Origin of the sequence: Oryzibacter oryziterrae (assembly GCF_021864535.1) — a bacterium.
In the GTDB taxonomy this organism is placed as follows: Bacteria; Pseudomonadota; Alphaproteobacteria; order Rhizobiales; family Pleomorphomonadaceae; genus Pleomorphomonas; species Pleomorphomonas oryziterrae.
In genome coordinates this window covers 102,132-126,539 of the sequence record NZ_JAKJIC010000001.1, presented here as the reverse complement: position 1 = coordinate 126,539, position 24,408 = coordinate 102,132, and the positions used below count along the sequence as shown (strand labels likewise).

General features: G+C 62.1%; 21 protein-coding genes. 14 read left to right on the top strand and 7 right to left on the bottom strand.

Annotation, left to right across the window (positions count from 1 at the left end; all coding sequences use genetic code 11):
• The first annotated feature begins 72 nt into the window (after positions 1–72).
• A complete protein-coding gene (locus tag L2I41_RS00550; RefSeq protein WP_237151547.1) occupies positions 73–441 on the top strand; it encodes a 4a-hydroxytetrahydrobiopterin dehydratase in 369 nt (122 codons plus the stop codon).
• A gap of 28 nt (positions 442–469) precedes the next feature.
• On the opposite strand, the gene L2I41_RS00545 is transcribed toward L2I41_RS00550, so the two are convergent.
• Positions 470–1,027, bottom strand: coding sequence for a LysE family translocator (locus L2I41_RS00545; RefSeq protein WP_237151546.1), 558 nt, complete (start codon positions 1,025–1,027; stop codon positions 470–472).
• A gap of 107 nt (positions 1,028–1,134) precedes the next feature.
• On the bottom strand, positions 1,135–1,995 hold the full coding sequence (locus L2I41_RS00540; protein WP_237151545.1) for a DMT family transporter: 861 nt from the start codon (positions 1,993–1,995) through the stop codon (positions 1,135–1,137).
• Between the two features lie 132 nt (positions 1,996–2,127).
• Between L2I41_RS00540 and L2I41_RS00535 the strand changes: the two genes are divergently transcribed.
• Positions 2,128–3,543 carry an aminotransferase-like domain-containing protein gene (locus L2I41_RS00535; RefSeq protein WP_237151544.1) on the top strand — a complete coding sequence of 472 codons (1,416 nt, stop codon included), beginning with the start codon at positions 2,128–2,130 and terminating at the stop codon, positions 3,541–3,543.
• 548 nt (positions 3,544–4,091) lie between these two features.
• Positions 4,092–5,576, top strand: coding sequence for a protein adenylyltransferase SelO (locus L2I41_RS00530; protein WP_237151543.1), 1,485 nt, complete (start codon positions 4,092–4,094; stop codon positions 5,574–5,576).
• Positions 5,577–5,580: 4 nt separating this feature from the next.
• Here L2I41_RS00530 and L2I41_RS00525 read toward each other — a convergent pair whose 3' ends face one another.
• On the bottom strand, positions 5,581–6,657 hold the full coding sequence (locus L2I41_RS00525) for an AbrB family transcriptional regulator (protein WP_255720052.1): 1,077 nt from the start codon (positions 6,655–6,657) through the stop codon (positions 5,581–5,583).
• Positions 6,658–6,897: 240 nt separating this feature from the next.
• On the opposite strand from L2I41_RS00525, the gene L2I41_RS00520 reads away from it, so the two are divergent.
• The 4 genes from L2I41_RS00520 to dprA all read left to right on the top strand — a co-directional run bounded on the left by L2I41_RS00520 (position 6,898) and on the right by dprA (position 10,999).
• A complete protein-coding gene (locus L2I41_RS00520) occupies positions 6,898–7,863 on the top strand; it encodes an aspartate carbamoyltransferase catalytic subunit (RefSeq protein ID WP_237151541.1) in 966 nt (321 codons plus the stop codon).
• On the top strand, positions 7,863–9,173 hold the full coding sequence (gene pyrC, locus L2I41_RS00515; protein ID WP_237151540.1) for a dihydroorotase: 1,311 nt from the start codon (positions 7,863–7,865) through the stop codon (positions 9,171–9,173). Before L2I41_RS00520 ends, pyrC begins: the two co-directional genes overlap by 1 nt.
• A gap of 86 nt (positions 9,174–9,259) precedes the next feature.
• Positions 9,260–9,865 carry a glycerol-3-phosphate 1-O-acyltransferase PlsY gene (gene plsY / locus L2I41_RS00510; RefSeq protein WP_237151539.1) on the top strand — a complete coding sequence of 202 codons (606 nt, stop codon included), beginning with the start codon at positions 9,260–9,262 and terminating at the stop codon, positions 9,863–9,865.
• Between the two features lie 18 nt (positions 9,866–9,883).
• Positions 9,884–10,999 carry a DNA-processing protein DprA gene (dprA, locus tag L2I41_RS00505; protein WP_237151538.1) on the top strand — a complete coding sequence of 372 codons (1,116 nt, stop codon included), beginning with the start codon at positions 9,884–9,886 and terminating at the stop codon, positions 10,997–10,999.
• 67 nt (positions 11,000–11,066) lie between these two features.
• Here the strand turns inward: dprA and L2I41_RS00500 are convergent, their stop codons facing one another.
• A complete protein-coding gene (locus L2I41_RS00500; RefSeq protein ID WP_237151537.1) occupies positions 11,067–11,303 on the bottom strand; it encodes a hypothetical protein in 237 nt (78 codons plus the stop codon).
• 381 nt (positions 11,304–11,684) lie between these two features.
• Between L2I41_RS00500 and topA the strand changes: the two genes are divergently transcribed.
• From topA to rnr, 3 genes are all read left to right on the top strand, one after another.
• Complete coding sequence (gene topA / locus L2I41_RS00495; protein ID WP_237151536.1) at positions 11,685–14,378, top strand: type I DNA topoisomerase; 2,694 nt, start codon at positions 11,685–11,687, stop codon at positions 14,376–14,378.
• Between the two features lie 312 nt (positions 14,379–14,690).
• The gene (locus L2I41_RS00490; protein ID WP_237151535.1) at positions 14,691–15,536 is read left to right on the top strand and encodes a GGDEF domain-containing protein; all 846 of its coding nucleotides are present in this window, start codon (positions 14,691–14,693) and stop codon (positions 15,534–15,536) included.
• A gap of 107 nt (positions 15,537–15,643) precedes the next feature.
• Entirely contained in the window at positions 15,644–17,938 is a 2,295-nt protein-coding gene (rnr, locus tag L2I41_RS00485; RefSeq protein ID WP_237151534.1) for a ribonuclease R, read from the top strand.
• Positions 17,939–17,957: 19 nt separating this feature from the next.
• Here the strand turns inward: rnr and L2I41_RS00480 are convergent, their stop codons facing one another.
• Both L2I41_RS00480 and L2I41_RS00475 read right to left on the bottom strand, forming a co-directional pair.
• Complete coding sequence (locus L2I41_RS00480) at positions 17,958–18,386, bottom strand: CoA-binding protein (protein WP_237151533.1); 429 nt, start codon at positions 18,384–18,386, stop codon at positions 17,958–17,960.
• 12 nt (positions 18,387–18,398) lie between these two features.
• Positions 18,399–18,833: a VOC family protein gene (locus L2I41_RS00475; protein ID WP_237151532.1), complete on the bottom strand. Its 435-nt coding sequence runs from the start codon at positions 18,831–18,833 to the stop codon at positions 18,399–18,401.
• 223 nt (positions 18,834–19,056) lie between these two features.
• On the opposite strand from L2I41_RS00475, the gene fabG reads away from it, so the two are divergent.
• The 4 genes from fabG (at position 19,057) to mltG (ending at position 23,663) form a co-directional block, all read left to right on the top strand.
• Positions 19,057–19,794: a 3-oxoacyl-[acyl-carrier-protein] reductase gene (gene fabG, locus L2I41_RS00470; protein WP_237151531.1), complete on the top strand. Its 738-nt coding sequence runs from the start codon at positions 19,057–19,059 to the stop codon at positions 19,792–19,794.
• Positions 19,795–20,176: 382 nt separating this feature from the next.
• Positions 20,177–20,413, top strand: a complete 237-nt coding sequence (locus L2I41_RS00465) for an acyl carrier protein (RefSeq protein ID WP_237151530.1) — start codon at positions 20,177–20,179, stop codon at positions 20,411–20,413.
• 230 nt (positions 20,414–20,643) lie between these two features.
• Positions 20,644–21,906: a beta-ketoacyl-ACP synthase II gene (gene fabF, locus L2I41_RS00460; protein WP_237151529.1), complete on the top strand. Its 1,263-nt coding sequence runs from the start codon at positions 20,644–20,646 to the stop codon at positions 21,904–21,906.
• Positions 21,907–22,322: 416 nt separating this feature from the next.
• Positions 22,323–23,663 carry an endolytic transglycosylase MltG gene (gene mltG, locus L2I41_RS00455; protein WP_237151528.1) on the top strand — a complete coding sequence of 447 codons (1,341 nt, stop codon included), beginning with the start codon at positions 22,323–22,325 and terminating at the stop codon, positions 23,661–23,663.
• Positions 23,664–23,720: 57 nt separating this feature from the next.
• Here the strand turns inward: mltG and L2I41_RS00450 are convergent, their stop codons facing one another.
• A complete protein-coding gene (locus L2I41_RS00450; RefSeq protein ID WP_237151527.1) occupies positions 23,721–24,353 on the bottom strand; it encodes an NAD(P)H-dependent oxidoreductase in 633 nt (210 codons plus the stop codon).
• Positions 24,354–24,408: the final 55 nt, after the last annotated feature.

Below are 24,408 nucleotides of genomic sequence, written 5' to 3'. Positions count from 1 at the left end.
AATGATGCGCTATATGATCAACATTCCGCGCGATCCACAAGCGCGCGGTCGGCGACCGTGAAAGGAGCCATCATGCCCGAACGCACCTATTCCGAAACGGAAATCAGCCTCCGCCTCGCGCAGGAGCTGCCGAAATGGGCTTACTCCGACGGCTGGATCCGCCGCACTTACAAGACAAACTCCTGGAAGGGCACGATGATGGTGATCAACACCGTCGGCCATCTGGCCGAGGCGGCGTGGCAACATCCAGATATCACCGCCTCCTACGCCTGGGTGGAGGTGCGGCTGATGACCCATTCGGCCAAAGGCATCACTGACAAGGACTTCGCGCTGGCCGCCAAGATCGAGGATGTCGTGCAGTGGCAACCTGCCAAGGAGGGCAAAGGCCTTGAAGGGACACCACAATCCGATCTGCGCTTTGCCTATGTGAAATACGACTGACCTTACGCTCGCCTCAGCGCGGCTGCGATCAGCCCACGACACTCGCCACTGCGGCGATCGAGAAGCCCGTCAACACCACCGCCGCCCCCTTGTAGGAGTGGCGACGGATCGCCGCAGGCAGCATCGCGCCCAGGAACACCCAGCCAAAGCCGGCAGAAATGGACAGCAAGGCATAGACGACGATCCAGGCAGAAGCGGAAGCAAAAGGCTGCGCGGGGATGAACAGCGTGCCGACGATCATGGCCTTCGGATTGAGGATCGTGGTCAGGAACACCCGGCCAAACGCCCCGACCGGCGACGCCCCCACCGCCTCAAACGGTGTCCGCCAGAGCTTCACGGCCGAGTAGGCTAGCCATGAGGCCGCCAGCAGCTTCATCACCGAATAGGCCATCGGGTTGCCGTGCACGATGGTCGCAAGCGCGAAAAAGAACGAGATCGCAATCACATAACCGATGGCCTCGGCAAAAGGCATCAGGGCTGCATGGCGAAAGCGAAGGGTCGCGCCACACGTCGCCAGCATCGTGTTCGTCGGCCCTGGGGTCAGCAGCAGAACCAGGGAGGTTGTAACGAAGGCAAGCGTGACCAACATATTCCTCCGGCAGGCAATCCACTTTCTCGCTTGATAGACGGGCCGAAGCTTCGCAATCAAGTCACTTGCGCCACCCTAAGAAGTTCAACGGACCCTGGCCGGCGTCAGGCCGCGAACCGACGCGCGCCGGCCACGCATAGCACGACGCCCGCTGTCACGGCCACCATGGCCCAGCCCACCTGCTCTCCCAGCAGCAGGGCAGCAAGGATCAGTCCCATGAAGGGCTGCAGCAACTGCAGTTGCCCGACGCGTCCAACCCCGCCTTGCGCCAGACCGCGATACCAGAAGAGAAAGCCGACAAACATCGAGAATACAGACACATAGGCAAGGCCGACCCAGGCGGAAGCGGGAACATCGAGGCTGGCAGGCGCAAAGTACAAAGCCAAGGGCACCATCGCCGGCAGTGCCAGGACGAGTGCCCAGGAGATCACCTCTGTCCCGCCGAGTTCACGCGACAGGCGGGCACCTTCGGCATAGCCGAGACCGCAGACCACGACGGCGGCCAGCATGGCACCGTCCCCCACCATCGATCCCGAGAAGCCATCGCGCAACGCATAGGCTCCGACGAGGGCACTGCCCATGAGCGAAAACAGCCAGAACGCGGGTTGCGGCCGTTCCTTGCCGAACAGAACCGCAAAGGCCGCGGTGGACAGCGGCAACAGTCCGATGAACAGCATGGCATGCGCCGAGGTCACATGGCGAAGCGCCAGCGCCGACAGCAGCGGAAAGCCAATCACCACCCCCATGGACACCACAGCCAGCAGCGCAAACTGCGGTCCCGTGGGCCGCCTGGCGCGCGTCACGACCAGAAAGGAGATCGCCAGAAGCGCGGCGATGGATCCCCGCGCAACTGTCAAAAATAACGGGTCGAAGGCCTGCACCGCGACTCGTGTCGCTGGCAGCGACCCGGAAAAGATCGCCACCCCCGTCAATCCGTTCAGAAACCCGCTCCGACCGTCATCCATGGCTGCCTCACTTTGCCCGCTCAGGATTTTTCCCGAGGCTACCCTGGCCGAGAGGTGTCATGTCCGACCTTTACCGTCGAGGTATACTTCAATACAGTCCGATTAAACTGTACCAAGACAAGAGCAGTACACATGCGGGACAAAGTGTCGACACCACAGGAAAAAACCCTTGTGGAGCGGGTTGGAGACTCAATTCGAGACCGCATTTCCTCGAGATCCCTCACTCCTGGCGCACGCCTTCCCTCCATCCGGGCCCTCGCCGACCGCCTTGGCATTTCCAAATCGACCGTGGTGGAAGCCTATGACCGGCTCGTTGCCGAAGGCGTCATCACCGCCCGTCCGGGCTCTGGCTTCTATGTGGCCGGCCATATGCCACCCCTCTCGCTGGCCGACATCGGTCCGAAACTCGATCGCGCTGTCGACCCGCTCTGGGTGTCCCGCCAATCCCTGGATTCGCGCGAGGAATCGCTAAAACCGGGCTGCGGCTGGTTGCCCGCCAGCTGGACCCCGGAAACGGAAATCCGCAAGGCCATGCGCGCCCTGTCCCGGGACACCTCCCTCAATCTGTCCGACTACGATCAGCCGCTAGGCCTGCCACCGCTGCGCCAGTCGATCGCAAGGCGCATGGTGGAACGTGGCGTCACCGTATCACCCGACCAGGTGATCCTGACGGACTCCGGCTCGCAGGCCATCGATCTGGTTTGCCGTTTCCTCTTGGAACCCGGCGACACCGTCCTCGTCGACGACCCTTGCTACTTCAACTTCCTGGCCACGCTGAAAGCCCATCGCGTCCGCGTCGTCAGCACACCCTTCACCCCTACCGGCCCCGACCTCGTCGCCTTCGAGCGCAATCTGATCGAGAACCGACCGAGGCTCTATCTCACAAACTCGGTGTTCCATAACCCTACCGGCGCCTCCATCGCCCCTCACGTGGCGCACCGCATGTTGAAGCTGGCGGCGGAACATGAGCTGCTGATCGTCGAGGACGAGATCTTCGCGTCCTTCGAAACCACCCCGACACCGCGCCTCGCCACCTTCGACGGCTTCGATCGTGTGATCCAGGTCGGCGGCTTTTCAAAGACGATCACGCCCGCAGTCCGTACCGGCTATGTCATCGTCAAGGAAAGCTGGATTGAACCGCTCATCGACCTCAAGGTGACCACCAGCTTCGGCAACTCCCGCGTCGGCGCAGCCCTCGTCTATGCAATCCTGACCGACAACGCTTGGCGTCGCCATGTAGAGTCCATGAAGGCTCGCCTCGCCGAAGCGACGGGGGAAACCGTCCGCCGGCTCGCCGCCCTCGGCGTCGTGCCATGGATCGAACCGCGTGGCGGCATCTTCCTGTGGACTCGCCTGCCAGGCGGCATCGACGCTGCGGAAGTGGCCCGGGTTGGCCTCGCCCAGCGCGTCGTCTTTGCGCCCGGAAACGTCTTCAGCCTCGCCAAGGACTGCAGCAGCTTCATGCGCTTCAATGTCGCCCAATGCACTGATCCCCGCATCTTCGACGTACTTGGACGAGCACTGGAAGAGGTCGGGCGCGCAGCCTAGGCCCCCGCCCATGCCCCAGCTGGCTTCAGGAAACAGCGGCCTCGCCGAAGGATATGCTACAGAAAATCACGTATAGGGAGTCGGACCAGACATCGGCCAAAACGTCGGTGTGCCGATGGCATTTTGGGGAAAGAAAATCGGCATTCTGCTGATATCAACCAAGATCACAGCAAAAAGCAATTATATTTATTTATCAATGAGTTGTATCGAGCAGCTAAAGTATTGATGTAAAACATCAATGCGCTCATGCTAACGTGGAAGCTCAACTTCCAGCACTAGAGCCCGGCAAATCGACGACAATACTGCCTCAGCCAAGCCAAGCTTGGCCCAACAAATCTGCGTTATCGAAGGCAAAAGGCGCAAACGGCTCATAGCCAGACAACACGTTGTTTTAGCAATCAGATTTTAGTCAGAATCCCTCAAAGCCTCCTGGCTGCCCAAAAGGTTCGCCTATACCCGCAAATCATCCGTGATACGTTGAAGAACCTAGGGAATCCGAGGCTGCTTTGGCAAGCCTGAATTTTAACCATGTTGCGGAGTTGGGTTGCATGACGCTCTCGGTCGCTTTCGACAACACCTATGTCCGACTGCCTGATCGCTTCTTCGCGCCCGCAATCCCCGAACCCGCGGTCTCCCCGCGCCTCGTCGCACTCAACCGGCCGCTGGCTCAGGAGTTGATGCTTGATCCGGATGCGCTGCAGTCTGAGCAGGGTCTGGCGATGCTCTCCGGCAATCAGATCTTCGAGGGCTCGGAGCCGATTGCCATGGCCTATGCCGGCCACCAGTTCGGCAACTTCGTGCCGCAGCTCGGCGACGGACGGGCGATCCTGCTCGGCGAGATCATCGACCGCAATGGCAAACGGCGCGACATCCAACTCAAGGGCGCGGGCCGCACAGCCTTCTCCCGCCGGGGCGATGGCAGGGCGGCACTCGGCCCGGTGCTGCGCGAATATATCGTCAGCGAAGCCATGGCCGCACTCGGCGTGCCAACGACACGCGCCCTCGCCGCGGTGTTGACCGGCTCTTCAGTCTACCGCGAGCGTGTCCTGCCCGGCGCCGTGATCACCCGCGTCGCCCTCAGCCATGTTCGAGTGGGCACCTTCCAGTATTTTGCGGCCCGCAAGGATACCGAAGCGCTGGGGCTACTGGCCGATCACGTGATCGCCCGCCTCTATCCAGAAGCTGCCAGTGAAGCCGTGCCGGCGCTTGCGCTCTTCAAGGCCATCGCAACGCGTCAGGCCGATCTGATTGCCCGCTGGATCAATGTTGGATTCATCCACGGCGTCATGAATACCGACAACATGGCCATATCCGGCGAAACCATCGACTACGGCCCCTGCGCCTTCATGGATGCCTACGATCCCTCGATGGTGCTGAGCTCCATCGATCAGGGCGGCCGCTATGCCTACGGCAATCAGCCCAGAATCGCCCAGTGGAACCTCGCCCGTCTCGCAGAGTGCTTGCTGCCGCTAATCGTGCCGGCACTTGGCGAGAAGCCCGCGATGGACGCCGTCATGGAGATTCTGAACGACTACTCCTCTACCTTCGAGCAGTGCTACCAGAACGGTCTTGGCGAAAAGCTCGGCCTGACGGAGGCTCAGGAGGGTGACCTCGATCTCGTCAAGGTCTGGCTCGAAGCCATGCGCACCGGCAATGCGGATTTCACGCTCGCCTTCCGGCGTTTGGCTGATTGCGCCGTCGCCTCCGACGCCGACGGTGCTCTGTTCGACCTTTTCGAGAGTCGAGACGCCATAGCTCCGTGGCTTGACACATGGCGTCACCGTCTTGCCGGCCAGCAGCGCTCCGCCGAAGAGACCCGCAGGGCCATGCGGCGGATCAACCCCGCCTTCATTCCACGCAACCACCTCTTGGAAGAAATCATCGAGGCGGCCATAGAGCGCGACGACTTTGCGCCCTTCGACCGGCTGCACCAGATCCTGTCCCGCCCCTTTGAGGATCAGCCGGATGCGGAACGACAGGCCATGCCGCCCAAGCCGCACGAACGCGTCATGGCCACCTTCTGCGGCACCTGACCGGCTATTCCGCCGGCGCAACCCGCCCGGCAATGAAGCGGGCCAGCGCTGGACCGGTCAGCAGCACGACAAAGAAGCGCATCGTCTGCATGGCCATGACGAAGGGAACGTCGACCTTGATGGAGGCCGCGATGATAGCGACGGAATCGGCGCCCCCCGGGCTCGAAGCCAGATAGGCCGTCAGAGGGTCCACGTTGGCCCAATGCGCCAGCCCCCAGCCGAACAAGGCGCAGACTGCGATCAACACCGCGATGGAGAGGATCATCGTTGGGAGCGCTCGCGCGGCATAGCCGAGTATGTCGCGCGTGAAACGCATGCCGATGCTCCAGCCGATCACCGTGTTGCAGAGCGCGAGCAGCAAGGGCGGCAGCTCGATCTTGACCAGACCGAAGTACTGCAAGGCGATGGCAAGGGCCATCGGCAGGATCATTGGCCCGGTGGCCATACGGAGCAGCCTGGACAGGATCAGCCCCGCGGCGATCACCGCCATCGTCAGGGCGAAGTTTGGCCAGTCGACCGGACCAAACCAGTTCACCGACGGCAGTGCTGCCAGCGAACCGCCAAGATAAAGGCGCGCCACGAGACTTGCCGCACTCGCCACCATGATCACGCGGAGATATTGCATCATCGCCACAAGCCGCATGTCGCCGCCGTAGGCTTCGGCCATGATGACCATGGCGGTCGCCGCTCCTGGCGAAGCCCCCCAGATCGCCGTCGTGCCCGGCAGCACCTGCGACCTTGCGATCAACCAGCCAAGCAAGTTGCTTGCGACAACCACGAACAACACGCCGGTCAGAATGATGGGCCAGATGCTGAAGATCTCGCCAAAGACGGCCGGAGGCATGGCCCGCCCGATCATGGTTCCGACGATGCCCTGCGCGATGAAGAAGACAGGCCGCGGAACCACGACGCCCATGTCTCGCGTACTGAGAAAGACGGAGACCAGCATCGGGCCGAGCAACAAGGCTGCAGGCAACTGGACAAACTCCAGTGCCCCCGCCAGCAGGGCCGACCCCACTAGCAAGACCAACCAGCGCAACAGAGGGGAAGGACTGCCAATCTTAGGCAGATCGATCGACATGGCCGCATTCTCAAAGGCAGAGCCGGCGCAATGCACTGCGCCAGCGAGGAAGGGCGTCCGGCACTCGCTCTGGCGAACACCGACTGCATCCGGTATAGCGCAAGCATTGTTGCAAACCAGTGGCGATTGCGCCGAGCGGATCTTCCGCCGGCGCAGGACTCGTCCCCGCGGACAAGAATTCTGTTCAAGGGATTTGCGCCAGCTTGCCGCCGATGCCAAAGGCATCTATCACGCTCACTCATGACGAAATCCGCGCCAAACCCCTATGGCTTCAACCGCCCGCATCTCCTCGGGATCGAAGGCCTGTCGAAGCTTGAACTGCTCGACCTTCTGGACCGAGCCGAAGCAAACATCGAACTCGGCCGCCAGCCCAAGAAAAAGGGCGATCTTCTTCGAGGGCGGACGCAGATCAATCTGTTCTTCGAAGCCTCGACGCGGACGCAGTCCTCGTTTGAACTGGCGGGCAAGAGGCTCGGCGCCGACGTCATGAACATGCAGGTCGGCTCCTCTTCGGTGAAGAAGGGCGAAACCCTGATCGACACCGCCGTGACACTGAACGCCATGAACCCCGACGTCATCGTGGTGCGGCACAATGCCTCCGGCGCCGTCGCACTGCTGGCGCAGAAGGTAGACTGCTCGGTCGTCAACGCCGGTGATGGCAGCCACGAGCACCCGACCCAGGCCCTGCTCGATGCCTTGACCATTCGCCGACACAAGGGACGTATCGAAGGCTTGACCGTCGCCATCTGCGGCGACGTGGCCCACAGCCGCGTAGCCCGCTCAAACATTCTTCTGCTGACTGCCCTCGGCGCGCGCGTTCGCCTGATCGGCCCGTCGACCCTGGTGCCCGGCGCTTTCCGCGATATGGGGCTGGAAGTCACCACCTCCATGAAGGAAGGGCTGCAGGACGCTGATATCGTCATGATGCTGCGCCTGCAGCGCGAGCGCATGCAAGGCAGCTTCGTGCCGTCGGTGCGCGAGTACTTCCGCTACTGGGGCCTCGACGAGAAGAAGCTCTCCTATGCCAAGCCCGATGCCTTCGTCATGCACCCTGGCCCGATGAACCGCGGCGTCGAGATTGATCCTGCGGTTGCCGATGGCCCGCAAAGCCTCATTCGCGAACAGGTGGAAATGGGGGTTGCCGTGCGCATGGCCGTGCTCGGTGCCGTCGTGCACTCAAGCGGCAATGGCGGGGAGGCCCTGTGATGGCTGGACAGCGCACAACAGATACCCGCCCCGTTCTCCTGACGAACGCCCACATCGTCGACCCCTCGCAGAATCTCGATGGTCCCGGCGGCCTTCTCATGGAAGACGGTCGCATTGTTGCCGTCGGAGCAGGCGCCCTCAACAACGGCGCCCCCGAGGGAGCCGAAGTGATCGACTGCCAGGGCATGGTGGTCGCCCCCGGTCTGGTCGATCTCTGCGCCCATGTGGGCGAGCCGGGCCACGAGCATCGCGAAACCCTAGCGTCCGCAGGTCGTGCGGCGGTCGCAGGCGGCATCACCACCATGGTCGTGCAGCCCGATACGGAGCCGTGCATCGACGATCCTGCGCTCGTCAACTTCGTTCAGGCCCGTGCGCAGGAAACCTCAGCCGCACGCGTCCGCGTCATGGCAGCCCTCACCAAGCGGCAGGAGGGCGGCGAACTGACCGAGTTCGGCCTTCTTGGCGAGGCCGGGGCGGTCGGCTTCACCTCCGGGCGGGGCACTGTGTCCAATGCCCAGGTGCTGCGGCGCGCCCTGACCTATGGCAAGGACTTCAATGCCCTGATCTGCAATCGCCCGGAGGATCAGGACCTCAAGGGCTCGGGCGTGATGAACCTGTCGGAAGCTGCCGTACGCCTGGGACTGGGCGGCATTCCCTCAGAAGCGGAAACCACGGTACTCGCGCGTGACCTGCGCATCGCGCGCCTTGCCGGTGGGCGCTACCACGCTTCGCTGCTGTCGACGGCAGAGGCCCCTACCCTGATGGCTTGGGCCAAGGATGCCGGTATCAGGGCAACCAGTTCGGTTTCCGTCGCTCACCTGACGCTCAACGAGATCGACATCGGGGCCTACCGCACCTTCTTCAAACTGTCGCCACCGTTGCGCAGCGAGGACGACCGTCAGGCGCTTGTCGAAGCGGTTGCCTCCGGCACCATCGACATCATCGTCTCGGGCCACGATCCGCAAGACGTCGAGACCAAGCGCCTGCCCTTTGCCGAAGCCGCTGACGGAGCCATTGGCCTGGAGACCTTCCTGGCCGCCGGCCTCCGACTGGTTCACGCGGGCGACCTCACCTTGTCGCGCCTGATTGAAGCGATGGCCACCCGTCCTGCCGCGCTGGCGGGGCTCGATGCTGGCACGCTGAAGGTTGGCAGCCCGGCCGACGTGATCGTCGTCGATCCCGAAGAGCCCTGGGTTCTGACCAGCCGCGACATCATCTCGCGCGCCAAGAATACGCCCTATGAGAACGCGCGCTTTACCGGGCGTGTCCGGCGGACATTCGTTGGCGGGGTCCAGCGTTATGCGCGCTGACCATTCGCAGCCGGAAGTGCGTTGCAATTTCCCGTGACACACAACCGTGCATCGGATATTTCTATTCTCGATTGCTTGAGGCAACCATGTTCGAGTTCTCTGAACCCCTGACCTTTCTGCTCCTGGCCCTCGCAGGCGGCTATCTGCTGGGATCCATTCCCTTCGGGCTGCTGCTGACCAAGGCGGCAGGGCTGGGCGACGTTCGCGCGATCGGTTCGGGCAACATCGGTGCCACCAACGTGTTGCGCACGGGGCGCAAGGGCCTCGCCGCTGCCACGCTGCTGCTCGACGCCTTCAAGGGCACCGCCGCGGTTCTCATCGCCCGTCAGTTCAGCATGGACCTTGCCATTGTCGCAGGTTTCGGCGCCTTCCTCGGCCACCTTTTTCCGATCTGGCTCGGATTCAAAGGCGGCAAGGGCGTTGCCACCTATATCGGCATCCTGCTCGGCCTGTTCTGGCCTGCTGTGCTGATCTTCGCCGGCGTCTGGCTCGGCATGGCCTATTTCTTCCGCTACTCCTCGCTGGCCGCGTTGACGGCCACCGTCGTCATTCCGGTTGCACTCTGGGGACTTGGCGAGCCTCGCATGGCCGTCATGTTCGGCATTCTCTCCATCATTGTCTGGGTCAAGCACAAGGCCAACATAGAGCGGCTTCTCGCCGGGACCGAAGGCAAGATCGGCAAGAAATCATGATTCAATCCAGGAGGCCTCATGGTTGAACTGTCTCACGACCAACGGGTCTCCTGGCTTCGTCTCATCCGGTCCGAGAATGTCGGTCCGGCAACCTTCCGCAGCCTCATCAACCATTTTGGCTCCGCAGAGGCCGCACTTGACGCCCTCCCCGCCATGGCCCGCCGTGGCGGAGCGCACTCCGGCATCTCCATACCCTCTCGGGCGGATGCCGAGCGCGAGATGGACACGACGGCTCGCTTCGGCGCACGCATCGTCGCAATTGGGGAACCGCTGTACCCCCTTTATCTCAAGGAAATCGCCGCACCACCGCCATTGATCGCCCTGCAGGGCGGCTCGGTGGAACTTGTGAGCCGAGCCACCGTCGCCATCGTCGGCTCGCGCAATGCTTCCATCGCCGGTCAGAAGATGGCCGAGCGGATCGGTCGCGGCCTTGCCGATACCGGTGTCGTCGTCGTGTCGGGATTGGCGCGCGGTATTGACGCCGCTGCCCACCGGGCTTCGCTGACGGGGGGAACGATCGCGGTAGTGGCCGGTGGCATCGATCACGTCTATCCCGAGGAGCACCGTGGGCTCATCGACGAAATCGTCGCCGCAGGCGGAGCCATTCTCACGGAGATGCCCTTCGGCTGGGCCCCGAGAGCCAAGGACTTTCCTCGGCGCAATCGCATCGTCTCGGGCATGAGCCTGGGTGTCGTCGTCGTTGAGGCTGCAGCCCGCTCAGGCACGCTCCACACCGCGCGCTTTGCACTCGATCAGGGCCGCGAGGTCTTTGCCGTTCCAGGCTCACCGCTTGATCCGCGGGCCGAGGGCACCAACCGGTTGATCCGCGACGGCGCAACTTTGGTAACATCGGCGGCCGATGTGCTGTCCGTGCTTGGGCCGCAAATGCACAGAGACATATCGTCCCGGGGACATGTCGAAGAACCGGCGGGAGACGAAGAATTGCCTGACGCCATCGACATGGAAGCACGCAATCTGGTCATTTCGTCTCTGGGCCCGACGCCGGTTGCAGTGGACGACATCATTTTGCACACCGGACTTAAATCAAAGGTTGTATCAATCATTCTACTGGAGCTCGATCTGGCCGGGCGACTTGAGCGTCACGGAAATCAACTCGTTTCGCTCATAGACTGAAGGTCAAGGCCGCTTCTACCGCATCCGATACAACCAGATTTTCCGGAACCAATTTTTTGATTGGTGCTCAGCGTGTAATGAGCCTCTGAATATCAACATTCTCACCCTGCTTGCTGCGCACCTGCAAGCGGTTGGACGAGCGTGAGAGCGCTGCTTCCTCGGCTGCCATGTCCAAGATGAAGGCCAGAAACGGAAATCCGGCTCCATTGGCCAATCGGCTAAGTTCCTGACTCATGCGCCCAATAAACTCAGCCTTCTCGTTCGGCGTCTGCACTGAACCGTCTCCACTGTTAAACATTTTCATTCCACCCCTCAATGAATGATCGACCGGAATGACGATACACCGTGGAAATTCACCCCACCACCAAGTCACCACAACCGAAAGTCAACATACGCCATTTAATTGCTAAGCGGCAACAGCAACTATCAATAGGCGATAAATCGCATCAAGGATCGCTGGAATGAACGAGCTTGATCGCCTCGGAGGGCCTGAACCAGAGAGCGAAAAGCAACTCATAGCTGCAAGTTGTTGCAACTTTTCCCAAGCGTGGCATGAGCGCAATTGCGAATCGCAGGGCTCCCAGCGTGTTTCTCGCAACAGGCGCACCGGACTTGCTCTTGCACAAAACCAACCACGCTCTTAAAGAGGGCCGTTGCACAGAGGCCATAGAGATCGGCGGACCCTATGAATGTTGTAGTCGTTGAATCGCCCGCCAAGGCGAAAACCATCAACAAGTACCTTGGCCGCGACTACACGGTCCTCGCGTCCTACGGTCATGTCCGAGACCTTCCCGCCAAGGACGGTTCGGTGCTTCCCGACGAAGATTTCTCCATGAAGTGGGAAACCGACGGAAAGTCCGCCAAGCGCCTTGCCGATATCGCGACAGCTCTCAAGTCTGCCGACCGCCTCATTCTGGCAACCGACCCTGATCGCGAAGGGGAAGCCATTTCCTGGCACGTGCTGGAAGTGCTGGGCGCCAAGCGTGCCCTCAAGGGCAAGACAATTCAGCGCGTCGTTTTCAACGCCATCACCAAGCAGGCCGTGCTTGATGCCATGGCCAAGCCGCGCGACGTGGACCAGCCGCTGGTCGCCGCCTATCTGGCGCGCCGCGCCTTGGACTATCTCGTCGGTTTCACGCTCTCGCCCGTGCTCTGGCGCAAACTGCCGGGCGCCCGCTCGGCCGGTCGCGTTCAGTCTGTGGCGTTGCGCCTTGTCTGCGACCGCGAGAACGAGATCGAGACCTTCCGTCCGCAGGAATATTGGTCGGTTCTGGCCAGGCTCGCCACTCCCAAGGGGGAAGAGTTCGAGGCACGCCTCAGCGAATGGGCCGGCAAGAAGATGACCCGCCTCGACGTCAAGGACGGAACGAGCGCGGCAGAAATCCGCGACTTCCTCAATGGCGCCACTTTCGCCGTCACCGATGCGGAGTCCAAGCCGCAGAAGCGGAATCCCTGGGCGCCGTTCACCACATCGACGCTGCAGCAGGAAGCCTCGCGCAAGCTCGGCTTCTCGGCGCAGCGCACCATGCAGGTTGCCCAGCGTCTCTATGAGGGCACGGACATCGGCGGCGAGACGGTCGGCCTCATCACCTACATGCGAACGGACGGCGTGCAGATCGCGCCCGAAGCCATCAATGCCGCGCGCAAGGTGATCTCGCAGGAGTTTGGCGACCGTTACCTGCCGGAAAAGCCGCGCTTCTATTCCACCAAGGCCAAGAATGCCCAGGAGGCTCACGAAGCCATTCGTCCCACCGATCTCGGGCGCCTGCCGGCCACGGTCATCAAGTATCTCGAAAACGACGAGGCTCGCCTCTATGAACTGATCTGGAAGCGCACCATCGCCAGCCAGATGCAGAGTGCCGATTTCGAGCGCACCACCATCGACATCTCAGCCAAGTCCGGCGGCAAGACGGCGGGCCTGCGCGCCACCGGCTCCGTGCTGAAGTTCGACGGCTTCCTCACCCTTTATCAGGAAAGCCGCGACGACGAGGAAGACGAGGACGGCTCGCGCCTGCCGCTGATGAGCGTCGGCGACGCGCTGTCACGCAAGTCGGTTGCCATCGACCAGCATTTCACCGAGCCGCCACCGCGCTACACCGAAGCGACGCTGGTCAAGAAGATGGAAGAGCTCGGCATCGGCCGTCCGTCCACCTATGCGGCAACGCTGGCCACCCTGCGCGACCGCGAATATGTCGACATCGACAAGAAGCGCCTGATCCCCTCGGACAAGGGCCGCATCGTTACCGCCTTCCTCGAAAGTTTCTTCGAGCGCTATGTGGAATATGATTTCACAGCGAGCCTGGAAGAAGATCTCGATCGCATCTCTGCTGGTGAGCTCGAGTGGCAGGAAGTGCTGCGTCGCTTCTGGACCGACTTCAACACCCGCATCGGTGAGGTGAAGGAACTCCGGGTCGCCGAGGTAATTGACGCCCTGAATGACGATCTCGCAGCGCATATCTTCCCAGATCGCGGTGACGGATCGGATCCGCGCTCCTGCCCCACCTGCGGTACGGGCAAGCTGTCCCTGAAGCTTGGTCGCTTCGGCAGTTTCATCGGTTGCTCCAACTACCCCGAATGCCGCTTCACGCGCCAGCTCGGCAATGGACAGGGCGAAGATCAGGCTGACGCCGCCCTCGGCGCCGACGGCGTGAAGGTGCTGGGAGCCGACCCGAAGACCGGCATGGACGTGTCCTTGCGTTCGGGCCGTTTCGGGCCCTACGTGCAGCTCGGCGAAGAGGCCAAGCCCAAGCGTGCATCCCTGCCCAAGGGCTGGTCGGTGGAAAGCATGGACCTGCCCCGCGCCTGCATGCTGCTCGATCTGCCGCGCGAAGTTGGAACCCATCCGGAGACAGGCAAGGTCATCGAAGCCAACATCGGGCGCTACGGCCCCTATGTTGCCCATGACGGCGTCTATGCCAATCTGGACAGTGTCGACGAAGTCTTCGTCGTGGGCCTCAACCGCGCCGTCGCCGTTCTGGCCGAGAAGAAGGAAAAGGGAGCCCGCGCTCGGGCAACGCCAGCCGCTCTCAAGAGCCTGGGTGACCATCCCGATGGCGGCGAGATCACCGTTCGTGACGGCCGCTACGGCCCGTATGTGGCCTGGGGCAAGATCAACGCGACCCTGCCCAAGGGCACCGATCCGCAGGCCCTGACAGTGGAACAGGCCCTTGCACTGCTCGCCGAAAAGAGCGGCAAGAGCGGCGGAAAGCCCAAGGCCGCAGCCAAGAGCAAGGCACCGGCCAAGGAAAAGGCAGCAAAGTCTGCGGACGACAAGGCTCCCGCCAAGACCAAGGCCGCGGCTCCGAAAAAAGCTGCCGCCACCAAGAAGGCCGCGCCACGCGCGAAAGCAGTCAAGAAAGATACTTCTGACGCTGAGTGAGTTCAGCCAAGACCTGGCCACGGTGCGGCAAGTGCCCCAATAGGCAAACAAATCGGCCCGTCGCGGCTTCGCAGACTTTACGGCGGAGCCGCGAACTTCTTAAGACGATTTCGAAGAAATCCATAAAATTTGTCACGGTTTCAAACCGGAGTTTTCAATAAGTTGCTCTAAGGTCAACGATGACGGACGTTTCCTCGCCGCTATCGGAAGTATCGACGTCTACACATCGAAGATCCGGTTCCGGAGGAAGCATCCAAGTGCGGCGAGCATGAAGACATTTCGTGTTCGCAGGCCATTGGAGTTGCGCGTTTCATGGATTTCATGCCGCCTCGGCCTTTGCTGGGTGTACCGCTGCAAGACGAAACGGATCTGCACAGATTCGTTGCGCGCCTGACGATGATCTGCACCTCCGTTGCCCTTGCCGTCGACGTGACAAACCAGATGGTCTTCTTTCTCGACTGGCCGATTGCCATCCGAAGCTGGTGCCTGACATTGCTGGTCTCCCTGTCGGTCACAATTCCATCGGGCTATATCGTCGGAAGGTCCGTGCTCCGCGCGAACCGGCTTGCCACAAAGCTGTCCTTGCTCAAGGTTATGGACCCCATGACTGGACTTCCGAACGGAAAGTGCCTGCGAGAGGACTTCGAGGCGGCGCAAGGATCGGGTCGCGTGCTGCTGATCGCCGATGTCGATCACATGAGCAACATCAATGAAACCTTTGGCCATGGCTGCGGCGACGACGCGATCAGCCGTCTGGCCCGCATCGCGGCAGACGAACTGGGAGATCTGGGCAAGGTCTATCGCACGCACAGCGATGAGTTGGTGCTATTGGCGACACCCAAGTCGGTTCACGACGTGGCAAATCGGGCCCTCTCGTTTATCGCAAGGACGGCCAGAACCGATTTTGGCCAACCCGGTCAACCGATTTTCCTGACGATCTCGGTTGGCATCACAGCCGTGCAGAGCCATGTTTCCTTTGGCCGGGCCTTCGCCGACACGGAGCGAGCCCTGCAGAACGCGCGAACGGCCGGTCGCAATCGCCACCATGTGGCAGACGACCATCTGCCCTTTGCCGGCATCGTGGAATCCGACGAAATCGCTTGGGAGAGCCGCCCTCCGGTCAAGATGGTCGCCCCTCTCAAGCGCATGGCCTCTTGAGGCTTGCCGCAGATTTTCCTTGATCTGACCGGCGAAGCCCCCCACTTATCCGATCATGCGCATGACCGCAGTCCCGCGGCCGCCCATTTGACACCGGATTTTTCCATTTGGCTCGCAAGACACGCCCCGCCGACGACACACCTGCCTTTCCCACCCGTGAAGCCATTCTCCGTTTCATTGCCGAAAACCCCGCAAAGGGAACCAAACGCGACATTGCACGCGCGTTTGACGTGACGGGCGAAGGGCGTGTGGTCCTCAAGCGCCTCCTGAAGGAGCTTGAAGGGGACGGTTTGCTCGATCGCCGCTTCAAGCGATTTTCCGAGCCCGGCGCGCTGCCCTCAGTGCTGGCCTGTGACATTGTCGCCCGCGACAAGGATGGCGATATCTATGCCGAGCCCTGCGAGTGGGAGGCCGATCGCGGGCCTCGACCGCGCTTTGTCGTGGTCGCCGTTCGTCGGCGTCGCGGCGAACACGTGCCGACCGCGGGCCTCGGCGATCGCGTATTGGCGCGTATCGTCGACTTGCCGGACGGATACGACCGTCTGGCCAAGGCAGGCATTCGCATCATCAAGCTGCTGGAGGCCAAGCCGGCCGGAATTCTCGGCATTCTCAAGCGCAACGAATATGGCGCCCGCGTACTGCCGATCTCCAAGAAGCAGCAGGACGAAATGATCGTCGAGCTCGACGATCTCAATGGAGCCGAGGACGGCGATCTCGTTTCCGTCGACGTGATCCGATCGAGCCGAATGGGCTTGTCGCGCGCCCGCGTCCGCGAAACCGTTGGCAACCTGCGCTCGGAGAAGGCGGTCTCGATGATCGCGATCCATGCCAACGACATTCCGTACATCTTCCCGGACAATGTCATCGCCGAAGCCGAGAAGGCCAAGGCGGCCACGCTGGAGGGTCGCGAAGACTGGCGCGCCCTGCCCCTCGTCACCATCGATCCGCCGGATGCCAAGGACCATGACGACGCGGTGCGCGCCGAGCCGGATGCAAGCGCCGACAATCCGGACGGCTTCATCGTCACCGTCGCCATCGCCGACGTTGCCGCCTATGTGCGCCCGGGCACCCCACTTGATCAGGAAGCGCTGAAGCGCGGGAACTCGGTCTATTTCCCCGACCGCGTCATCCCGATGCTGCCGGAGAAGATTTCCAACGATCTGTGTTCGCTCAAGGAGTTGCAGGACCGCCCCGCCCTCGCCGTGCGCATGATCTTCGACGCCGAAGGCCGCAAGCGGAGCCACAGCTTCCATCGCATCATGATGCGGTCCGCTGCCAAGCTGTCCTACCAGGAAGCCCAGGCGGCCATCGACGGGCACCCCAACGACAAGACGGCCCCCATCGTCGTCTCCATCCTGAAGCCGCTATGGAATGCCTATGACGTCCTGGCCCGCGCTCGCGACGAACGCGGGCCGCTGGATCTCGACATTCCCGAGCGCAAGGTCCTGCTGAAGCCGGACGGCACAGTCGACCGCATCGTCACGCCGGAGCGCCTGACCGCGCACCGGCTGATCGAGGAGTTCATGATCCAGGCCAACGTTGCGGCGGCCGAGACGCTGGAAAAGCGCAAGACCCCGCTGGTCTATCGCGTCCACGACCAGCCGTCCCTGACCAAGCTGGAATCCCTGCGCGAGTTCCTTGCCTCGCTCGACATGAAGCTGGCCAAGCAGGGTAACCTGCAGCCGGACATCTTCAATCGGATCCTGGAACGCGTTGCCGACACGCCCCAGGCGCATCTCGTCAACGAGGTGGTGCTGCGTTCGCAGAGCCAAGCCGAGTATTCACCAAGCAACATCGGCCACTTTGGCCTCAACCTGCGCAAATACGCCCACTTCACCTCGCCCATCCGCCGTTATGCCGACCTGATCGTGCATCGCGCACTGGTCACCGCCCTTGGCCTCGGCGGCGACGGTTTGCCCGATGGCATCGAAGACAAGCTGGAACAGATCGCCACCGATATCTCCGCCGCCGAACGCCGCGCCATGGCGGCCGAGCGCGAGACCATCGACAGGCTGATCGCCCAGTGGCTCTCCGATCGCGTCGGCGCCACCTTCAAGGGGCGCATTGGCGGTGTCACCAAGGCCGGCCTCTTCATCCGGCTGAACGAGACCGGAGCCGACGGCTTCGTGCCGATCTCCACGCTGGGTGCGGACTACTTCGCCTATGACGAAACGCGTCACTCGCTGATCGGCTCGCGGACGGGGGAGACCTTCCAGCTCGGTGACGCTGTCGAAGTTCGGCTGGTGGAAGCCGCGCCGTTCGCCGGCGCGCTGCGCTTCGAAATCCTCTCCGAAGGCGGTAAGGGCAAGCCACTCGGCAAGGGTGCCATGATGCGCGCCGCCAAGGCGCGCAAGGACCGCGAGCGCAAGGATCACATGAACAAGGTACGGCGGGGGCGCTGACGTCCCCACCGCTTGATCGTCAAATACTGAGCCGCGGCCCCTCGATCGCCGGACAGCGGTTCATCACGACCTGCACGCCCGCCGCCTCGCCGCGCTTGAAGCCCTCTTCGTTGACGACGCCAAGCTGCAGCCAGACGACCTTCGGCTTTTCTGCAAGCGCCAGAGCTTCATCAATCGTCTCCCCGGCAGCCTCGGAGTTGCGGAAGACGTCCACCATATCAATCGGCTGCGGCACGTCGGAAAGCTTGCCATAGACGGGCACGCCCAGCAGAGACTTGCCCGCAAGCCCCGGATTGACGGGATAGACCGTGTATCCGCTGCCAAGCAGATACTCGAGCACGTGGAAGGACGGGCGATCCGGATTCTGGCTGGCACCAACCAGCGCAATGGTCCTCACGCTGCGCAGGATGCGGCTGATATCGGCGTCTGTCTTTCCATCAACGTGCATTTGAGGTCTCCTTCAGTCGAGCGATAATATGCCACGCTCATCGAAGGGAAAGAAAGGATTGTAGGCAAGCTCCCACAAATGTCCGTCCGGATCGGCGAAATAGCCCGAGTAGCCGCCCCAGAACACCTTCTGCGGCTTCTTCTTCAGGATGGCGCCGCACGTCAAGGCGTGGTCCATGGCCGCATCCACCTCGGCCTCGCTTTCCAGATTCTGAGCGATCGTGACCCCGTCGAAGCCGGCCCCATCATGGGCCACCAGCGCGTCTTCGGCGAGAAGCTCGCGCGGATAGAGGGCAAGGACCACACCCGAAAGCTGATAAAACACGACATCGCCCTGCGACGCCTTGGCCGCCTTGAGCCCGAGCGCATCATAAAAAGCCTTGGCGCGGGCGACGTCCGCGACGCCCAAAGTGATCAGACTGAGACGCGGCTTGAATGGCGATGACATGGAGCTCTCCTCAAGAGTATACTGCAACGGGCCTGATGGAAGCAGAAGTCGGAGCCGGTTCACGTCAGCAGCGAACGAGCCCTTGTCCCCCGCCTTTTGGCCGGTCAGACCCGGATTGAGCCGGCAAATCCGCATATCAGCTTGACAAACTCGGCCCACCGTGGTGTCAGGCCCACAAAACAGGGCATCGCAACGAAGATGCCTCAGGTGAAGGCGGAAAGATATGTTCGATCTCTCGGGACTGACGGCCCTCGTGACCGGAGCCAGCGGCGGTATTGGCGGCGCCATTGCAACTGCCCTGCACGCTCAGGGTGCCACTGTTGCCATTTCCGGCACGCGTGCGGCCGCCCTTGAGGAGCTCGCCGCCAAGCTCGGCGAGCGCGTCCACATCGCAACCGCGAACCTTTCCGATCGCGCCGACGTCGATGCCCTCTTCGGCAAGGCCGAGGCAGCCCTCGGTCAGGTCGACATCCTGGTCAATAACGCAGGCATTACGCGCGATGGCCTTTTCATGCGCATGAAGGACGAAGACTGGGATCAGGTGCTCGAGGTCAACCTCACCTCCGCCTTCCGTCTGTCGCGCGCCGCCGTCAAGGGCATGATGAAGCGCCGCTTCGGCCGCATCATCGGCATCACCTCCATCGTTGGCGTGACCGGCAACGCTGGCCAGGCCAACTACGCAGGCGCCAAGGCCGGCATGATCGGCATGACCAAGGCGATCGCAGCCGAAGTGGCCAGCCGCGGCATCACTGCCAACTGCGTTGCGCCCGGCTTCATCGAGACAGCGATGACCGACGTGCTCAATGACAAGCAGAAGGAATCGACGCTGGCCGCCGTGCCCATGGGCCGCCTCGGCACCTCCGAGGAAATCGCCGCGGCCTGCGTCTACCTTGCGAGCCGCGAAGCCGCTTACGTCACGGGCCAGACCCTGCACGTCAACGGCGGAATGGCCATGATCTGACGCTGAAGCGTCAAGAACTTTGGGAAATTTTCGCGGACCGTGGAAATGTGGCCGCGAAACCCGGCACCTCTGACAAGCGGTGCTGGTCAATGGGGGCGAAGTATGTTACCAAGCCCGCGATCTGATCGGGAACCGTCGCTGGGGTCCGCTTGAAGGTCGCGCGAAGTATATGCCGAAATTCCAAGAACTTCGGCAGGGGCTGAAGACGGTTTGCCAGGCAAGGCCGGCCGTTTCGAGAGGGGCGTTTCCAGCTGGTGGCGCCATGCTCTGCACCTTCGGTAACCGAAGTTCGCGTTTTGCCCGCTTGTCATGTATAGGGGGTAAAATGGTGACTTCGACGTCCCATTCGGTAATGGAATTGGTCTAACAAGGGTTCATGAACATGAGCGAAGTCGCTGAAAAGGTGAAGAACATCGTTATCGAGCATCTCGGCGTTGACGCCGACAAGGTTACGCTCGAAGCCGCCTTCATCGAAGATCTGGGTGCTGACTCCCTGGACACCGTCGAACTGGTTATGGCTTTCGAAGAAGCCTTCGGCGTGGAGATCCCCGACGACGCAGCCGAGACCATCCTCACGGTCGGCGACGCTGTGAAGTTCCTGGAAAAGGCCACCGCCTGATTTTCCAGCGCGGTTTGGAGTGCAGCTTCCCCCAAGGGGGCAGCTGCTTTCTTGCCTTTTAGGACTCCCTTTCCCGCAAATTCAGGCATTTAACGCGTCTTCGGCGCGGTCGCCGTGTGGGAAATCCGGAAAATTTCAATAGCACGTTTGTGCGTCGTTCGGGTCCGAACGCTGCCGATCGGCGATGCGCGTCATGACCTGGGACGAATGCTAGAGAGGCTTCCGTCCAAATGAGACGAGTTGTCATCACCGGACTCGGAATGGTCACCCCGCTTGGCTGCGGTGTCGAGCACACATGGTCTGCTCTGACCGCCGGCAAGAGCGGCGCCCGGCGCATCACTGAGTTTGAAGTGGGCGACCTTGCGGCTCAGATCGCATGTCTCATTCCGCGCGGTGATGGTACCAACGGCACCTACAATCCCGATCAGTGGATGGAGCCGAAGGAACAGCGCAAGGTCGACGAGTTCATCGTCTATGCGGCTGCGGCCGCCGATCAGGCGATCGCCGACAGCGGCTTTTCCGTCGAATCTCATGAAGAAGCGGTGCGCGCCGGCGTGATGGTCGGCTCCGGCATCGGCGGTCTGATCGGCATTCAGGACGCGAGCTATACGCTGGCCGAGAAGGGCCCGCGCCGCATCAGCCCCTTCTTCATCCCCGGCCGCCTGATCAATCTGGCTGGCGGCCAGATCTCCATCAAGCACGGCCTCAAGGGACCGAATCATGCGGTGGTCACGGCCTGCTCGACGGGTGCCCATGCCATCGGCGACGCTGCGCGCCTGATCGCCCTGGATGATGCGGATGTCATGGTCGCCGGCGGCACCGAGTCGCCGATCTCCCGTCTTGCGATTGCCGGCTTCGCTGCCTGCAAGGCGCTTTCGACGGCCTTCAACGACAACCCGACCGCGGCCTCCCGCCCCTATGACAAGGATCGTGACGGCTTCGTCATGGGCGAAGGCGCTGGCATCGTCGTCCTCGAAGAGCTCGAGCACGCCAAGAAGCGCGGCGCCAAGATCTATGCCGAAGTGGTCGGCTATGGCCTTTCGGGGGACGCCTATCACATCACCGCCCCGACTCCGGACGGCGACGGCGCCTATCGCTGCATGGTGTCGGCGCTCAAGCGCGCCGGTGTCACGCCGGACCAGATCGACTACATCAACGCCCATGGCACGTCGACCATGGCCGACACGATCGAGCTTGGCGCCGTCGAGCGTCTGCTCGGCGACGCGGCCGGCAAGGCCGCCATGTCCTCGACAAAGTCGATGACCGGCCACCTTCTCGGTGCCGCCGGCGCCATCGAGGCGATCTTCTCGGTGCTGGCGATTCGCGACAGCCTGCTGCCACCGACCATCAACCTCGACACGCCCGACGTCGAAACCCCGATCGATCTGGTGCCCCACAAGGCCAAGGAAAAGAAGGTGCGTTACGCCCTGTCCAACTCCTTCGGCTTCGGCGGCACCAACGCATCGCTGGTTCTCAAGTCCTTCGACGGCTAAGGTCAACGTCTGCTTTTCCATCCGTCGGCCGGTGCCTCTTCCGAAAGGAAGGCACCGGCCGATTTCGTTTTACGCCATCGGTAGTTGGACGGAAGAGACCAAATTTCAGGCAATATCCTGTGGTCAGTATCTGTCGGCCTCTTGCCAGCAGGAGGTTAACCGTGTTGCCTTGTGCGGCCTGAAAAACCATCAGGACGCTGTCCTGCCACCGACAGCGCCCGGTCGCGCTTGAGCGTTCGGCGGGCACGAACAGTTCGAGCTTTTGCCATATTTGGCGGCTCAACTGTTGCCTTTGCTGGGGCTGAGGGCGAAGAAGGGCAACGTTGGCGGCAGCCATCGACGGAACGCACTAGAAAAGAAAACACGCATTTTTCGCGGCAAACAGCGAAAACGCGACGAGAGAAAAGCGGCAGTTCATGGACGACAAGCGCGAACTCAAGGAAACCTCCTCGACGGACCCGGCGGGTGGCAGCAAGCTGCGCATAGCGCCGAAGAGCCCGCGCGAGGCCCTGTCTCCGGAGCCCGCGCCGCAGCCTCCACGTTCCAAGTCAGCCCATAACCCGATCGTCGTGGTAATGAACGCCATCATCACGCTTGTGGTGTTTGCAGTCATTGCCGCCGGCGCGGTTCTCTACTGGGGCAAGGCACAGTTCGATCAACCCGGACCGCTCAAGACCGAGACCGTTGTGCTGATCCCCTCGGACTCAGGTGTCGGCAAGATTGCCGACATTCTTGAGACCAACGGCGTGATCGCCAATCCCTATGATTATTTCGGCCACTATATCTTCATGGCCGGTGTTCGCGTCTACCAGGTGCAGGGCAAGCTCAAGGCCGGCGAGTATGCCTTCCCTGCCGGCGCGAGCATGCGCAGCGTGATGGACCTGCTTGTGGCCGGCAAGGCGATCATGCATCAGGTCACCCTGCCGGAAGGGCTGACTTCGCAGCAGATCGTCGAACGCCTCAAGGCCAACGATGTCCTCACCGGCCCGATCGCCAAGGTTCCCGACGAGGGAACGCTGCTGCCGGAAACCTATACGTTCACGCGCGGCACCACGCGCGAGCAGATCCTGACCCAGATGCGGGCGGCCCATGGCAAGACCCTGGCCGAGATCTGGGAGAACCGGACGCCCAATCCGCTGATCGAAACGCCCGAGCAACTGGTCACCCTCGCCTCGATCGTCGAGAAGGAGACGGGCAAGGCTGACGAGCGTCCGCATGTGGCCTCCGTCTTCCTCAACAGGCTTGCCAAGGGCATCCGCCTGCAATCTGATCCGACCATCATCTACGGCATCGTGGCCGGCGCCGGAACGTTGGGCCGGTCGATCACCCGGTCGGATATCGACCGCGTGACACCGTACAACACCTATCACATCGACGGCCTGCCCCCCGGACCGATCGCCAACCCCGGCCGCGCCGCGCTTGAGGCGGTTGCCAATCCTTCGGCGACCAAGGACCTCTACTTCGTCGCCGACGGCACCGGCGGCCATGTGTTCGCCGCCACGCTGGCCGATCACAACCGCAACGTCGCCAAGTGGCGCAAGCTTGAGAGGGCGAAGGTTGCCGCCGCAGGCAAAGCCGAGGCGGACACCAAGGACCCGGACGCCGTCGACCTGCCGCCCGACGCTGAAGTTGACGACGCGGCGGACGCGACTGCGACACCGGCCAAACCCGAGGCAAGCGATCCTCTCGATCTGCTCGACGGCGAACCGCACCGCGATCCGAACCTGCCGGTCCTGCCTGTTCCCAAGCCGAAATGAAAAGCGCCCGCTCAAGGGCGGGCGCTCTCACTCACAATCAGAACGTCACGACAGGGATCAAGCGATCTCGGTGACGAACTTGTCCAGCGGACGACGAACCTTCTTGAGGTTCACCAGCCAGTCATTGGCGGCGTCGCGGTAGCCAAGCGGCAGGATGGTCACCGACTTGAGGCCCTTGGCCTTGAGGCCCAGCAGCTCGTCGAGCGCCGCAGCATCGAAGCCTTCCATCGGCGTCGCATCGACACCTTCGAAGGCAGCAGCGGCAATGGCGAGGCCGAAGCCGATATAGGCCTGACGGGCGGCGTGCTCGAAGTTGACCTGGGCATCGCGCGGAACGTAACCGTTCAGAAGCATCTGACGATAGTTCTCCCCACCCTCGCTGACGAAGCCGCGTTCGGCGTTGACGAGATCAAAGGCGGCGTTGATGCGGTCGGCGGTGTAGTTATCCCAAGCCGCGAAGACCAGCAGATGCGAGGCATCGACCACCTGCGCCTGATTGAAGGCGATCGGCTGGATCTTCTCACGCAGCGCGTGGTTGGAGATCACGATGACTTCGAACGGCTGCAGACCGCTGGAGGTGGGGGCAAGACGGGCGGCCTCGACAATGCGCGCCACCTTGTCGGCCGGAACCGACTTGGAGGAGTCAAACTTCTTGGTGGCGTAGCGCCAGTTGAGCTTTTCGAGAAGCATGTGATTTCCTTGATTTGATCGGGACATACACTTGGGAACAGGCGGTGTCGCAGCT